The 13,837-nt window shown below is 71.8% G+C and carries 14 protein-coding genes and 1 pseudogene; 9 read left to right on the top strand and 6 right to left on the bottom strand.

Annotation, left to right across the window (positions count from 1 at the left end; all coding sequences use genetic code 11):
* Window positions 1–331 precede the first annotated feature (331 nt).
* Together FS769_RS13230 and FS769_RS13225 are read right to left on the bottom strand one after the other, a co-directional pair.
* The gene (locus FS769_RS13230; RefSeq protein WP_144834162.1) at window positions 332–2,857 is read right to left on the bottom strand and encodes an ATP-dependent Clp protease ATP-binding subunit; all 2,526 of its coding nucleotides are present in this window, start codon (window positions 2,855–2,857) and stop codon (window positions 332–334) included.
* An 87-nt stretch (window positions 2,858–2,944) separates the two neighbouring features.
* Window positions 2,945–3,775 carry a hypothetical protein gene (locus tag FS769_RS13225; RefSeq protein ID WP_144834160.1) on the bottom strand — a complete coding sequence of 277 codons (831 nt, stop codon included), beginning with the start codon at window positions 3,773–3,775 and terminating at the stop codon, window positions 2,945–2,947.
* Window positions 3,776–3,855: 80 nt separating this feature from the next.
* On the opposite strand from FS769_RS13225, the gene FS769_RS13220 reads away from it, so the two are divergent.
* The 4 genes from FS769_RS13220 to FS769_RS13210 all read left to right on the top strand — a co-directional run bounded on the left by FS769_RS13220 (window position 3,856) and on the right by FS769_RS13210 (window position 6,661).
* Window positions 3,856–4,689 carry an EI24 domain-containing protein gene (locus FS769_RS13220; protein WP_144834158.1) on the top strand — a complete coding sequence of 278 codons (834 nt, stop codon included), beginning with the start codon at window positions 3,856–3,858 and terminating at the stop codon, window positions 4,687–4,689.
* Between the two features lie 24 nt (window positions 4,690–4,713).
* Window positions 4,714–4,863, top strand: coding sequence for a hypothetical protein (locus FS769_RS16880; RefSeq protein WP_013585971.1), 150 nt, complete (start codon window positions 4,714–4,716; stop codon window positions 4,861–4,863).
* Between the two features lie 55 nt (window positions 4,864–4,918).
* Entirely contained in the window at window positions 4,919–6,022 is a 1,104-nt protein-coding gene (locus FS769_RS13215) for a class I SAM-dependent methyltransferase (protein ID WP_144834156.1), read from the top strand.
* A 66-nt stretch (window positions 6,023–6,088) separates the two neighbouring features.
* The gene (locus FS769_RS13210; protein WP_144834154.1) at window positions 6,089–6,661 is read left to right on the top strand and encodes a hypothetical protein; all 573 of its coding nucleotides are present in this window, start codon (window positions 6,089–6,091) and stop codon (window positions 6,659–6,661) included.
* A 13-nt stretch (window positions 6,662–6,674) separates the two neighbouring features.
* Here FS769_RS13210 and FS769_RS13205 read toward each other — a convergent pair whose 3' ends face one another.
* Window positions 6,675–7,139: a DUF3817 domain-containing protein gene (locus FS769_RS13205; protein WP_144834153.1), complete on the bottom strand. Its 465-nt coding sequence runs from the start codon at window positions 7,137–7,139 to the stop codon at window positions 6,675–6,677.
* A gap of 313 nt (window positions 7,140–7,452) precedes the next feature.
* Here FS769_RS13205 and FS769_RS13200 point away from each other — a divergent pair, with 313 nt between their 5' ends.
* From FS769_RS13200 to FS769_RS13180, 5 genes are read left to right on the top strand one after another with little or no spacing between them, the layout of a single operon-like run.
* Window positions 7,453–8,478: an FUSC family protein gene (locus tag FS769_RS13200; protein WP_144834151.1), complete on the top strand. Its 1,026-nt coding sequence runs from the start codon at window positions 7,453–7,455 to the stop codon at window positions 8,476–8,478.
* Between the two features lie 5 nt (window positions 8,479–8,483).
* A complete protein-coding gene (locus FS769_RS13195; protein ID WP_144834149.1) occupies window positions 8,484–8,969 on the top strand; it encodes a hypothetical protein in 486 nt (161 codons plus the stop codon).
* Window positions 8,966–9,631 (top strand): hypothetical protein, encoded by a 666-nt coding sequence (locus FS769_RS13190; RefSeq protein ID WP_144834147.1) that lies wholly within the window; start codon window positions 8,966–8,968, stop codon window positions 9,629–9,631. Before FS769_RS13195 ends, FS769_RS13190 begins: the two co-directional genes overlap by 4 nt.
* A 14-nt stretch (window positions 9,632–9,645) precedes the next feature.
* Window positions 9,646–10,503 (top strand): PfkB family carbohydrate kinase, encoded by an 858-nt coding sequence (locus FS769_RS13185; protein ID WP_144834145.1) that lies wholly within the window; start codon window positions 9,646–9,648, stop codon window positions 10,501–10,503.
* Entirely contained in the window at window positions 10,500–11,426 is a 927-nt protein-coding gene (locus tag FS769_RS13180) for a nucleoside hydrolase (RefSeq protein WP_144834143.1), read from the top strand. Before FS769_RS13185 ends, FS769_RS13180 begins: the two co-directional genes overlap by 4 nt.
* 3 nt (window positions 11,427–11,429) lie before the next feature.
* Here FS769_RS13180 and FS769_RS13175 read toward each other — a convergent pair whose 3' ends face one another.
* The 3 genes and pseudogenes from FS769_RS13175 to FS769_RS17250 all read right to left on the bottom strand — a co-directional run.
* The gene (locus tag FS769_RS13175; RefSeq protein ID WP_144834141.1) at window positions 11,430–12,578 is read right to left on the bottom strand and encodes a GDSL-type esterase/lipase family protein; all 1,149 of its coding nucleotides are present in this window, start codon (window positions 12,576–12,578) and stop codon (window positions 11,430–11,432) included.
* Window positions 12,575–13,153 (bottom strand): TetR/AcrR family transcriptional regulator, encoded by a 579-nt coding sequence (locus tag FS769_RS13170; protein WP_144834139.1) that lies wholly within the window; start codon window positions 13,151–13,153, stop codon window positions 12,575–12,577. Before FS769_RS13170 ends, FS769_RS13175 begins: the two co-directional genes overlap by 4 nt.
* A 109-nt stretch (window positions 13,154–13,262) precedes the next feature.
* A pseudogene (locus tag FS769_RS17250) lies at window positions 13,263–13,361 on the bottom strand (ribonucleotide-diphosphate reductase subunit beta); the annotation flags it as partial.
* Between the last annotated feature and the right edge of the window lie 476 nt (window positions 13,362–13,837).

Raw genomic sequence — 13,837 nt, 5'->3', positions numbered from 1 at the left:
GCCCACGGCATCCGCACGACGGCACCCCTCAACGCCCGCGCCGGGCGAAGCCCCGTCCCGCGGACCGGACCCCCGACACACCGCGCACACCCCACCGGATCACGGCGCGCCGCCCACGGCATCCGCACGACGGCACCCCGCAACGCCCGCGCCGGGCGAACCCCCGTCCCGCGGACCGGACCCCCGACACACCGCGCACACCCCACCGAATCACGGCGCGCCGCCCACCTCATCCGCACGACGGCACACCCCGACGCCCGCGCCCGCCGCCGCCCGCACACACGACGACGCCCCCGGCACCGCAGCACCGGGGGCGTCGAGAAGAGATTCGTCAGGCGGCGAGCGCCGTGATGACGGGCATGACCGTGAAGCCGGATGCCGTGGCATCCACCGTCACCGTTCCCCCGTCGACGAGGTCGCCGGCGACGAACAGATCGGCGATGCGGTCGTCGACCTCACGCTGGATGACCCGGCGCAGCGGCCGCGCCCCGTACTCGGGCTCGTAGCCGACCTCGGCGAGGCGGTCGATCGCGGCATCCGTCACCTCGAGGGTCACCTCGCGGGAGGCGAGGCGGCGCGAGGTCGCGTTCAGCAGCAGACGCACGATCTGGCGCAGCTGCGTCTTCTCGAGCTTGCGGAACAGCACGATGTCGTCGATGCGGTTGAGGAATTCGGGCCGCATCGCCTCGCGGAGCTTGCCCATCACGCGGTCGCGCAGGTCGTCGTCGGCGAACTCGCGGCCCGTGGTGGTGAAGCCGATCGCGCCGGCGCGCGACGCGAGCACCTCGGCACCCAGGTTCGAGGTCATCACGATGACGGTGTTGCGGAAGTCGACCGTGCGCCCCTGTCCGTCGGTCAGACGACCGTCGTCGAGCACCTGCAGCAGCAGGGTGAACACGTCGGGGTGCGCCTTCTCGATCTCGTCGAACAGCACGACCGCGTAGGGGTTGCGGCGCACGCGCTCGGTGAGCTGGCCGGCCTCGTCGTAGCCGACGTATCCCGGAGGGGCGCCGATCAGGCGCGACACGGTGTGGCGCTCGCCGAACTCGCTCATGTCGAAGCGGATCACAGCGCCGTCGTCGTCGAAGAGCGACCCCGCCAGGGCCTTGGCCAGCTCGGTCTTGCCGACGCCGGTGGGGCCGAGGAACAGGAAGGAACCGACCGGACGGTTCTCGTCGCCCATGCCCGTGCGGTTGCGCCGCACGGCCTTGGCGACGGCGGCGACCGCGTCGTCCTGACCGATCACGCGGGCGTGCAGCTCGGTCTCGAGCTCGGCCAGGCGCCCCCGCTCGGTGGCGGTGAGGCGTGCGACGGGGATGCCGGTGGCCCGGCTGATCACCGCGGCGATCTCGGGCTCGTCGACGACGGCGGCGCCACGCGGCGCGCTGGTGGCGTCGTCGAGCCGCGCCTGCACCGCGGCGATCTCGTCGCGCAGGCGCGAGGCCTCTTCGTAGTGCTCGGCCGAGACGGCGGCGTTCTTGTCTGCCTCCAGCGTCGCGAGACGCTCGAGCAGCGACGACGTGTCCACGCTCACACCGAGGCGCAGGCGCAGGCGCGCTCCGGCCTGGTCGATCAGGTCGATGGCCTTGTCGGGCAGCACGCGGTCGCTCAGGTAGCGGTCGCTCAGCTCCACCGCGGCGCGCAGGGCGTCGTCGGTGTAGGTGACGGCGTGGTGCTCCTCGTACGCAGAGCGCAGGCCGCGCAGGATCTCCACGGCATCCGGCAGCGAGGGCTCCCCCACGCGCACGGGCTGCAGGCGCCGCTCGAGGGCGGGGTCCTTCTCGATCGTGCGGTACTCGCGCAGCGTCGTCGCTCCGATCAGGTGCACGTCGCCACGGGCGAGGCGCGGCTTGAGGATGTTGCCGGCATCCATCGACCCGTCACCGCTCCCACCGGCACCGACGAGGGTGTGAACCTCGTCGATGAAGACGACGAGCTTGTCGGATGCCGCGATCTCATCCATCGTCTGGGTGAGGCGTTCTTCGAAGTCGCCGCGGTAGCGCGCCCCGGCGAGCATCGCGGCCAGGTCGATCGAGACCACGCGGGTGTCGCGGAGCTGCTCAGGAACCTCTTTCGCGACGATCGCACGGGCCAGGCCTTCGACGACGGCGGTCTTGCCGACGCCGGCCTCGCCGATGAGCACGGGGTTGTTCTTCGTGCGACGGCTCAGGATCTCGATCGTCTGCTCGATCTCGTCGGCGCGGCCGATCACGGGGTCGAGTTCGCCCGCCGCGGCGCGAGCGGTGAGGTCGGTGCCGAAACGGTCGAGGTTCGGGGTGACGGATGCCGACTCCCCGGCCATCTCGTCGGACTCGCCGCCCATGACGGTGTCGCGCACACCCTGGGTCAGGGCCTCGGCGGTGACGCCCGCCTGCGCGAGGATCTGCCCGGCGGGGGCGTCCTGCGCGAGCACGAGGGCGAAGAACAGGTGGTCGGGGTCGACGTATGTCGAGCCCGCGGCGCGCGCGACCTGGAAAGCGTGGAACAGCGCACGCTGCACGGAGCCGGCGACGACGGCGCCGTCGACGTTCGCGGGCGAACCCGCGGCAGGCAGGCGGCTCTCCGCGGCGCGGGCGATCGCGGCAGGGTCGGCACCCAGGCGCGCGACGGCGTCCTTGGCGGGCGAGCGGCCGACGAGCACGTGCAGCACGTGCAGGGCGTCGAGTTCGCGCTGGCCGCGACCGAGGGCGTAGCGGCCGGCCTCTTGCAGGGCCTCCTGCGTGCGGGCGCTGAGGAAGCGGCTCAGATCGATGGACCGTTCGGCACGTGCCTGCTCGCCCGCGAGGTAGCGCGCGAGGAACTCGTCGAACGACTGGGCGCCGTCTTCCCCGGCGCCGGGGGTGAAGTCTTCGGGCAATTCCGTCTCCTGTGATACGTGAGTGCGGTTCGCTCAAGTTTGCATCTTGAGCGCCGTCGTATCAACTTCAACGCGAGGCCGCCTCGGCTATTCCCGCAGGCTCGGATCCGGCTGGTTCCACAGCTCGATGGTCTGGATGAGCCAGAACACCGCGAACAGCGCGAGCGCCACCGCCTCGCCCACGAACACGACGGGGAAGCCTCTCTCGTCCACCCCGAGCACGACCCCGGCAACGAGCAGCGCGAGCGTCAGGAGGATGGCCGCCGCCACGACGCCGTAGGCGGTCCGCACGCCCCGACGGGGAGCACCGCGTGGTTGCGGGCGCCACGCGGCGAGCGCGGCGACACCCGCGATCGCGAGGAAGAACGCCACGGCCGCGACCTCGTGCGCGGCGGCGAGGAACGATTCGGGAGCCGCCGTCCCCCAGGTCGCCAGGGCAGCCGTCAGCGCGAGCACGATCCCGGCCGTGAGGAACACGCCTGGCGTCGCCGTGCCCTGCACCCGTGCGAGGACGATCGCCGCCACGACCCCGACCACCACGATGACCGCCACCGAGACCGCGTTGTTCGCCACCGTCGCCTGCACCTCGGGCGGCACGCAGCGCGCGACGCTCGGGCAGACGCCCGCGGCCACCGTCGTCGGTACGTAGGCCACCACCAGCGCCAGCACGGCCGCGATGTCGAGGAGCCCCTGCTCGAGACTGCGCCCCGACAGCGCGAGCAACGCGAGAGCGATGGCGGTCAGCGCTCCGATGAAGACCGGCCCCGCGGGCGTGTAGTACGCGGCGCTGACGGAGGGCAGCACTCCCCCGCCCGCGATCTGCACGCCCACCCCGACCGCGAGGAACACGGTGGCCCCGATGATCGCCAGGCGCACGTAGCGGTAGGTGCGCTGGGTCGACGTGGTGCGGATGCGCATACCGGCATCCTGCCAGGGGCCTCCGACACCGGCGCGACCCGGTTCCGGACGATGTCGGAAGTCGGTGACAGACTTCCCGCATGCGCGAATTCCTCACCGGGGCAGGGCTCCTGCTCCGCGGGCTCGGTCAGTGGCGTCGCACGCCCGGGGCGATGGCGCTCGGCCTCATCCCCGGCACGCTCGTGGGCCTCGTCTTCGCGGGAGCGCTCATCGGGTGGGGTCTCGTGCTCCCCGGGCTCGTCGACGACTGGACCCCCTTCGCCGACACGTGGGCCCCGTTCTGGGCGACGACCGTGCGCACCGCCATCGGGGTCGCCTCGTTCGGCGCCGCGCTGCTGATCGTCGTGGTGTCGTTCACCGCCGTCACCCTCGCGGTGGGCGAGCCGTTCTACGACCGCATCTGGCGCGCCACCGAGCGCAGCGTCACCGGCACCGTTCCCGACGCCGACTACGGCTTCTGGCGCGCCGTGGGCGACAGCGTGCGCCTCATCCTGCGCGGCATCCTCGCGGCGCTGCTCGCGTGGGTGATCGGGCTCATCCCCTTCGTCGGCGGCGTCCTGGGCTTCGTCACCGGTGTCGCGCTGACCGGCTGGCTCCTGGCCGACGAGCTCACCTCGCGCTCGCTCTCGGCGCGCGGTCTCGATCGACGCGCCCGGCGCGCGATCGTCAAAGACCACCGCGCCCGGGCCCTCGGCTTCGGCGTGGCGACCCAGCTGTGTTTCCTCGTGCCCCTCGGGGCCGTCGCCGTCATGCCGGCCGCCGTGGCCGGCAGCACGCTGTGGACGCTCTCGGCGCTCGGTGGCCCCGTCCGGCCCGGCTCCGGCCCAGCGGCATCCGGAACAGACCCCGGGGAACACCCCGCCGCCGCCACGCCGCCCCCGCCCGCGGACCGGAGCGCCGACGCGGCACGATAGCCTGGAGCGACCGAAGGGAACCCCATGTTCATCGTCTCGCTCATCCTGTTCGTCGGCGGCATGCTGCTCACCGGACTGTCGTTCTCGCTCGCCGCACCCGCGCTGTTCTTCGCGCTCGGCATCATCCTCGTCTCGGCCTCGCTGGCCCTGCCGTTCCACTTCGGCACCCGGTAAACCCGCACCGCCCGATGACGGGCACGTTCGAAGCACGGCCCGGTAGCGTGGCACGGTGCCCTTCTCGTTCGATGCTCTCCGCCGCAGACCCGATCTCGAAGGCCCCGACCTCGTCGCGGTCGACGCAGCCGATCGGCTGATCCTCGACGAATCCGCTGATGACCGCGCCCGCCTCGGCGAGGGAGAACTCGTCGTGATCGGCGATTCCTTCGGCGCTCTCACCCTGGGCGCGGCGGATGCCGGGGCGCGCGGCATCCGCGTGCATCAAGACGAGATCCTCGGCGAAGAGGCGCTCCGCGCCAACGCGGTCGAGGCGGATCTCCACGACGCCTTCACCTCGCACGCCCTCGACGCGTCGCTGCTCTCCGGCGCCCGCGTCGTGCTGCTGCGCCTGCCCCGATCCCTGCGCGCCCTCGCCGACATCGCGGGCCTGATCGCCCTGCACGCGCACCCCGACGTCGTCGTGTACGCCGGCGGACGCCTCAAGCACATGACCGTGACCATGAACGACGTGCTGCGCGAAAGGTTCGACCGCCTCGACGTCAGCCACGCGCGGCAGAAGTCCCGCGTGCTGATCGCGCGCGGTCCGCACGACGGCGTCGAGCCCGAACCGGATGCCGCGGAGGTCGACGGCATCCGGATCCGAGCTTTCGGCGGCGCCTTCGCCGGCGCCTCGATCGACATCGGCACGCGCCTGCTCCTGGCGCACCTCCCCGCTCTCCGCGATGGCCGTGCGATCGACCTCGCCTGCGGAACCGGGGTCGTCGCCGCTGCCCTGGCCGTGCGGCATCCGTCGCTCGAGGTCATCGCGTGCGATCAGTCGGCCATCGCCGTCGCGTCGGCCCGCGCCACCGCCGAAGCCAACGGCGTCGCCGACCGCGTGCAGGTCGTGCGCGACGACATGATGCGATCGCAGCCGGATGCCACGGCGTCGCTCATCGCGCTGAATCCGCCCTTCCACTCGGGGGCCGCGGTCACCGACCAGCTCGCTCCGCGCATGTTCGCCGACGCCGCCCGCGTGCTCGCCCCCGGCGGGGAGCTGTGGACCGTGTGGAACTCCGCCCTGCAGTACCGGCCCGCCCTCGAACGCCTGGTCGGATCGACCCGTCAGGTCGCGCGCGATCGCAAGTTCACGGTGACGGTGTCGACGAAGCGCTGACGCAAGCCATGGCCGCGCGGCCCGCCCGCGCGTAGATTTCCCTCGACCGCAACGAAGGGGGCGAGCATGGGCGTGCGCACGATCTTCGCGTCGCTCGGCGCCCTCGGCCTCGCCGCCATCGCGACGGCGGCACTGCTCGCCGCGTCTCCGATGCCGACACCGGCCGGTGCCGGACCCGACGATCCCTTCGCGGCGAGCGTGGCGACCGCGCTGCTGGCGGACTGCTCGAGCATCACCGGAAAAGCACGCGAATACGCCCGCATCCATTCGATCGATCTCTGCGGCGCCGACATCACGCCCGATGATCAGCCCCTGCGCACCGAAGCGGTCGGCGGCGAGGAATGCGGCAGCGTGACCCTGACGATGGAGAGCCGCGGCGGAGGCTTGGCGGCCATCGACTGGCGTGCGACCTCGACCACCGGGCCGATCGAGCGGATCGACATCGACGTCTGGTATTCGAGCCGCAACGGGGGTGCGATGCACCGCTTCAGCGACGCAACGCCCACCCTGCACGCGAGCGGCGGCGCGGTCGAGCTACTCGACACGGGGGTCGCCGGAGCGACGGTGTCGGGCACCGTCCAGACCTTCATCGCGACGTGCCGCATCGCGCCGTCGGCGGTGCGCATCCACGTGCGGTGAGCTCGAGACGGACTCAGCCCTTGCCGCCCGGCGGGCCCACGATCAGCAGCACGACGAACACGAGCGCCACGGCGGCGACCAACGCGAGGGCGAGCGCCCACGGACGCCGCAGGAAGAAGCGCAGCAGTCGGTCGAGGGGCCGCTGATCGCGCGGGTCGTCGGTGGCGTCGAGACGCCAGTCTCCGCGCAGGCGCCCGGTGCGGTGCAGCCAGATCTCGGTCGGAACGGTCGCGTAGGGGATCACCGCGCTGGCCACGGCCACCACGGCGGGGCCGACACCCCAGCGCTGGTTGAGGGCGACGAGCACGGCGGTCGCGCCGTAGGCCAAGAAGACGAAGCCGTGGATCGAGCCGCCGATGGTCACGGCGAGCGGCAGATCGGCGACCGCGCGCAGGATCAGGCCGCCGATGAGCAGCGTCCACGAGATCGCCTCGGCGATCGCGAGCGTGCGGAACAGGGTCAGGGGCGTGCGGAACACGTCTCTCCTCGCGAGTCGGGGGCTTCCAGCCTACGGATGCCGCTGACGGCGCCCGTGCGCTCCCCTCGACGTCGAGAGGTCACTCGATCGGCTGATCGTCGTTGTCGAGGGAGTCGTCGGAGCGGTCGGCCTCGGCCGCGGTGGTGGTGTCGGGCTCGGGGCCGGGCTCGATCGGCCCCTTCTCGCGTTCGGCGTCCATGCCCCCAGCCCAGCAGATCGGGCGACGGATGCCACCTCCTTGACGCCGCGGCATCCGTCGCCCTCTCCCCCGGAGCGGACGGGAGAGCGAACACGCGAAGCGTAGGCTGGTGGGGTGGCGGAATCCCGGGGGCGCGTGTGGACCGGGGTGATCCGGGTCGGACCCCGTCAGGGAGACCACCGGGTCGCGGTGCGCGCCGTTCTCAGCGTCGGTGTGCCGCTCATCGTGCTGCTGCTGATCGGCCGCCTCGACCTCAGCGTGTACGCCAGCTTCGGCGCGTTCGCGGCGCTCTACGGTCGCACCGACCAGCCGCGTCCGCGCGTGATCATGCAGGCGACGGCGGGCGCGATCCTGGTCTCGTCCATGCTGATCGGCACCGTCGTGTCGGCGCTGTCGAGCCCGGCCGTCGTGGGCGTCGTGGTCGTGGCGGCGATCGCTGCGACCGTGACCCTCTTCGCCTACCGCTCGCAGTGGCATCCGCCCGGAGCGCTCTTCGCGGTGTTCGCCGGCGGTGCGACGGCGAGTCTTCCGGCCGGCTGGCCGTCGCTGCTGCTCGTGTTGTTCGTCGGCGGCGCGAGCGTCGCGTGGAGCATCATCGTCACCGTCGCCTTCGTGCTCGCCCGCCGAGGATCGTGGGCGCGCCCCACCCGCCCCCGACCGTCGATCGGCCCGGTCGCGTGGGAGATGACCGCCACCGTCGGCGTCGCCGCCCTGCTCGCAGGTCTCGCGGGGGCCCTGCTCGTGGGCACTCATTGGTACTGGGCCATGGTCGGTGCGGTCGCGGCGGTCGGCGGCGCGCACGTGACGGCGCGGCTCATCCGCGGAGCCCAGCGACTGCTCGGGACCCTGCTGGGCGTGCTGATCGCGGCGGGACTGCTCGCGCTGCACCTCCCGCCGTGGCTCACGATCCTCGTCGCCGTGGCGTTCCAGGCGTTGTCGGAGCTGTTCGTGGGCCGCAACTACGGCATCGCGATGGTCTTCATCACCCCGCTCGCCCTGCTGATGATCTCGCTGGCCTCGCCCGCGACGCCCGAGATGCTGCTGCGCGACCGCGTGATCGAGACGATCATCGGCGTCGCGGTCGGCACCGTCGTCGCGATCGTGTCGGCGGCGCTGCGCCGGCGCACCGCGAGAGGATGACCGCCATGGACGACCGCCCATCCCGCACCCTCGGACACGACGCCGCCGAGCGCATCAGTGCCGGATGCTACGGAGCCCTGGTCTCGGCATCCACCCTCATCGGCCTGGGCACCACCGACCTCGCGCTGGTGATCGCGGTGGTCGCGCTCACGAACGTCGTGTATTTCGCGACCCACGTGTTCGCCTACTCGCTGGGCGACACCTCGACGGACCGCCCCTCGCGCATCTTCCTGCACCACCTGCGCGTGAGCGCGCCGATGGTGTCGGTGACCTTCCTCCCGCTGCTGGTGGTCGTCGTGCTCGTCGCGTTCGGGGTGTCGCTGCCCACCGCTCTGCTGTGGGGCGTCGGCGTCGCCATGGCGTACCTCGTCGTGGTGGCGACCGCCGGAGCACGCCTCCGCGGCTACTCGGCCCTGGGGGTCGTACTCACGGCCGCGGGCGCGGCGATCGTGTCGGCGCTGCTCATCTCGGCGAAGTTGATGCTGCATTGACCGGCCGCCGCGCCCTGCGGGTTGGGGTCCTCGCGCTCACGGGATTACTCGCCGGGTGCAGCGGCACGCCGTCCGATTCCGAACTTCAGGGCGCCGCCGACGCACGACCCGCGGGCCTTGCTGCCCTCGAGGCGTTCCCGCTGCCCGAGTTGACCGGGTGGACCGTCGCCGCCGAACGCACGATCGACGCCTGCGGCTCGAACACGAGCGACCAGATGTTCGACGAGACGCACATCGAGGGCTACTCGTGCGTGGCCGTGCGGCGCACGGCGTACGAGCTGACGGATGCCGCCGACGCGGGCACGCGCGACGCCGCGGCCTTCACCGCGCTGATGCAGATCCAGACCGCCTTCGCCGACCTGCCGAGCGCGTTCCACCCCGATGACGTGCCGCCCGAGTCCCCCGCGTTCGCCGTGAATGCCTCCCCGCCGAACGCGGGCGGCGCGCTGCTGGTCGACGGTCGGCGCGTGCAGATGACGGGCTACCTGCAGTCCGCCGAGGTGGCCGACTACGACATCCTGCCGATCTGGCACATCAACGAGCGGGTCGGATCGGACTCGGGTGAGATGCGCGACGCGCTCATGGCCCGAGCCGATGGTGGGGAGTTCCTCGTGATCACCGTGACGCTGTCGTACTTCAGCGTGCAGCGCGACGACGCGTGACAGGCTTGACCCTCGTGACGACTTCCCCCTCTCCCGACCGGGCCGTAGCGCTGACCGTGGTCGGCGCCATCAACGTCGACCTCACCGCGCGGGTGCAGCGCGCTCCCGGCGCGGGTGAGACCGTCGCCGACGGCGTGCTCCAGCGCGGACCCGGCGGCAAGGGCGCGAATCAGGCGGTCGCCGCGGCCCGCCTCGGCGCCGACGTGCGGCTGATCGGCGGAGTCGGCGACGACCCCGACGGCCGCGGCATCCGGGATCAGCTTGCCGCGATCGGCGTCGACGCCTCGGGTGTGCAGACCACCGCGGCCGCAACCGGTACCGCCCTCATCGTCGTCGACGCGACGGGCGAGAACTCGATCGTCGTGTGCGCGGGTGCGAACGCGGCGATCGACGCCGAGTCCCTGGGCATCGAGCCCGACTCCGCGGTGCTCGCGCAGTTGGAGGTGGCGGATGCCGTGGTCTCGGCCGCCGCGCACGCCGCCGGCTTCTTCGCGCTCAACGCCGCCCCCGCACGAACCCTCCCCCGCGACCTGCTCGACAAGTGCGACCTCGTCATCGTGAACGAGACGGAGTACGCGCAGCTACCCGAGGTGCACGACGCTCCGCTGCTGTGCGTCACGCTCGGCGCCGCAGGAGCACGCCTGTATCGGCACGGCGAGCTCGTGGCATCCGCCCCCGGGGTCGCGACGACCGTGCGCAACACCGTCGGCGCGGGAGACGCGTTCTGTGCGGCCCTCGTCGTCGGCCTCCTGCGCGGTGACGCCGAAGCCGACGCACTCGCCCGCGCGTGCGCCGTCGGTGCCGCGGCCGTCGCCGACGACGCCTCGCAACCGGCGCTCGACGCCCTCGACACGTACGGAGTGACCGCATGAGCCGCCGGCCGATCCTCGTCGACTGCGACACCGGCATCGACGACGCCCTCGCCCTGGCGTACCTGCTGGCCGAGCCCTCGGTCGAGATCGTGGGAGTGACGACGGTATCGGGGAACACGGATGCCGCCCGCGCGGCCGCCAACACCCTCTCGCTGTTCGAGCTCGCCGGGGTCGACGGCATCCCCGTCGCGGTCGGCGCGCATGACTTCCGCGGCCGCTCCTACGCGGGCGGCGCTCCGCACGTGCACGGGGACGACGGTGTGGGTGGCATCGCGCTCGCCACGGCCGCTCAGCTGCACGACGCCCGGCCCGCGGTCGAGCTCATCGACCACCTCGCGGCACGGCATCCGGATCTCACCGTGCTCGCCCTCGGACCGCTCACCAATCTCGCCGCCTACGCCGAGACGCCGGGCGTCGCCCGCTTCGACCACCTCGTCGTGATGGGCGGCGCGTTCGGCCACTCGGGCAACGTCACGGCGTGGGCCGAGGCGAACATCCACAACGACCCGGAGTCGGCCGCCGTCGTGTTCGCGCAGGACTGGGACACCACGCTCGTCCCGCTCGATGTGACGATGACGCAGACGCTGGATGCCGCCGACCTCGTGCGACTCGAGGCGATCCCCGGGGCGCTCCCCCATGCGCTGGCCCGCATGCTGCCGGCCTACCTCGACTTCTACGCCGGTCGCGTGTTCGCCGACCGGCGGTGCGCCCTGCACGACCCGCTCGCCGCGATGGTGGCCGCCGGGGTGCTGCGCGGCGTCAGCGTCGCCTCTGGTCAGGTCGAGGTGCGCCTCGAGCGCGGCGAGCGCGGACGCACGGTGTCGTCGCGCGGCTCCGAGACGCAGCGCTGGGTGCGCGCCATGGAGGGATCGGCGGTCGAGGTGCTGCTCGACGCGCTCGAGGCGCGGGAGTGGCCGGGCTGAGCGTCAGATCCGCAGGGCCGCCCCCGTCGAGAACGCCGCCCGCGCGAAGCGCTCGCCGATGAGGCGGTGGGTATCGCCGTCGGGGTGCAGCCCATCGGGCAGGGGATGCGCCGCGGCGTCTTCGGGGCCGTACAGCGAGAGCCCGTCGAGGTAGTGCAGCGCCGGATCGTCGGAGCGGTCGGCGACGACGCGAGCGAGCACCTCGCGGATGACCTCGAGCGTGAGCGCACCCCGCGCGACCTCGGCCGGGTCGCCGGTCGCCACGAAGCGCACCTCGCCGGCACGGAGCGCCTCAACGTCGAAGGCTCCCGGTCCGGGGGTCTTCTCGTGGACGCCGCAGAAGATCGGCGACACGACGAGCAGGGGCGTGTCGGGATGTCCCTCGCGGATCGTGTCGAGGAAGCCGTGCACGGCGGGCAGAAACGCCCGCGCTCGCATCGCGTCGGCGTTGACGACGTTGATGCCGAGCTTCACGCTGATCACGTCGGCCGGCGTGTCGCGGATGATCCGCGCCATGAACGGGTCGAGCATCGCGCTCCCGCCGAAACCCAGGTTGTGCAGCTGCACGTCCGCGGCACGCGCGGCGACGACCGGCCAGATCTCGGTCGGGGCGGTGGCGTTCGACCCGTGGCTGATGGAACTGCCGTGGTGCACCCACCTCGGTCGCTCATCGGCGACGGCCGCCAGAGGCGCGTCGGCGTCCAGCGACACGAGATCGATCTGCTCGTTGTGGGGCAGCCACATCTCGACGGTCTTCTCACCCGCCGGCAGGTCGGTCAGCACGACGAGATCGTCGTCTCCGGGGCGCGGGGTCGCCGCCCCGGTGGCCATGTCGAGCTCGAGTGCATCGCCGTTCACGAGTGGACGACGCAGCACGAGGCGGTCGTCAATGATGACGTCGACCATTCCGCGATCACGGTGGAGCCCTCGATACGAGACCCGCGTGGCGTGCAGGCGTAGCGTAACCGCCGTCGCCGTCGTGCGGAAACGCAGATGGATGCCGGAGGGCTGACGTTCCACCATCGTGAACTGGGCGTCGGCCTCGCGCTCTCGATAGGGCAGCGGCAGACGATGCAGACGGGCGCCGTGCGCGAGCAGTTCGAGGTCGGCTCCCCCGCGGATCACGTCGAGGGTGAAGGGTGTGTCGATCACGGTGCGGCCTTCTCTGACCAGGTGGTGAGCAGAACGTCGAGCCGGTGAATGAGCGGTGTCCACGACTCGTCCGCCGAGGGGGCGCTGTGGGCGAAGGCGCCCACGTGTTCGAGATGCAGGAAGCCGTTGAGGAACGACGAGATCAAACGGGTCGCGTGCACGCGGTCCTCCTCAGCGATGCCGTAACCCCGCAGGACGGCGGCGAGGGCGCGGCTCGAGCGTGCCGCCTCGTCGCTGCGGACCGCCGCCTCGCCCGCACGACGCTGGAGGCTCTCCCACCGGCCCGGGTACCGACGCGCATAGTCGCGATGCACCTCGCAGAGGGCGGTCAGCGCATCGCGTCGGGCACGACCGGCGACGGCCTCCCCCGCACGATCGCTCAGCTCGCCGAGGGCGAGGATCGTGATCCCGTCGCGGAGTGCGGCGAGGTCGCGCACGTGCCCGTAGAGGCTGGGCGTGCGCACGTCGAGTTCACGGGCCACCGCGGAGAGTGTCACCGCCGTCAGACCGGACGAGTCGGCGAGGTCGGCCGCGGTACGGATGACCGTAGACGCGGTGAGGGCGGGGCGGGACATGCGAACAGCCTATACCTATTAGGCTCGGTCCTACTACTCGTAGCCTGCGGCTCGAGAAAGAAGAACGGCCCCGCGCGATCACTCGCGCGGGGCCGTTCTCGAGAAAAGATCAGAAGTCCCAGTCGTCATCCTCGGTCGCCTCGGCCTTGCCGATGACGTAGGACGAGCCCGAGCCACTGAAGAAGTCGTGGTTTTCTTCTGGGGCAGGCACCGCCTCATCCGCCCGCGTCTTTCAGCGGATGTTAGCTCCGGTAGACCCCCATGAATCCCGGTTGGCCCCAGTCATCCGTGGGCAGAATGTGGGCACGCGCGCGACACTCCGGCACGCGTGCTTGCGCGTTGCGTGCACGCACGCTACCGTGATGGACATGAGCACAAACACCACCAGGCCGGTGGCGGTGAGCGCGGCAACGCGGTACGCCAGAAGATGAGCAGGGGACGATGGAGTCCCCGCCAACGGCACACAGCTATACCAACCACCCCAGCGAAGGATCAGGCAGATGCGCGACTTGGACTCGATCTGCGAAGCGTGCGAGGCGCGCCTCGGCGACAATGACCACTGCACCTACGACGGCACCCCTCACCCGTGGCATAACTGCCGCGGCATTGTCGCCCCCGACAGCGATTGTCTCATTGCAGCCTGACTGCGCCCCGCTAAGGAGCCCCACCATGGGACACCACCAC

The sequence above is a fragment of the Microbacterium sp. BH-3-3-3 genome (genome assembly GCF_007679045.1).
Classification (GTDB): Bacteria; Actinomycetota; Actinomycetes; order Actinomycetales; family Microbacteriaceae; genus Microbacterium; species Microbacterium algihabitans.
Note: the sequence above shows the minus strand (reverse complement) of the source record. Positions and strands in the feature narration are given on the sequence as shown.

Coding starts and splice junctions, on each gene's coding strand:
- FS769_RS13225 (WP_144834160.1), bottom strand. CDS start 3,775: ATGCGCATCCGCACCACGTCGACCCAGCGCACCTACCGCTACGTGCGC.
- FS769_RS13220 (WP_144834158.1), top strand. CDS start 3,856: ATGCGCGAATTCCTCACCGGGGCAGGGCTCCTGCTCCGCGGGCTCGGT.
- FS769_RS16880 (WP_013585971.1), top strand. CDS start 4,714: ATGTTCATCGTCTCGCTCATCCTGTTCGTCGGCGGCATGCTGCTCACC.
- FS769_RS13210 (WP_144834154.1), top strand. CDS start 6,089: ATGGGCGTGCGCACGATCTTCGCGTCGCTCGGCGCCCTCGGCCTCGCC.
- FS769_RS13195 (WP_144834149.1), top strand. CDS start 8,484: ATGGACGACCGCCCATCCCGCACCCTCGGACACGACGCCGCCGAGCGC.
- FS769_RS13180 (WP_144834143.1), top strand. CDS start 10,500: ATGAGCCGCCGGCCGATCCTCGTCGACTGCGACACCGGCATCGACGAC.
- FS769_RS13170 (WP_144834139.1), bottom strand. CDS start 13,153: ATGTCCCGCCCCGCCCTCACCGCGTCTACGGTCATCCGTACCGCGGCC.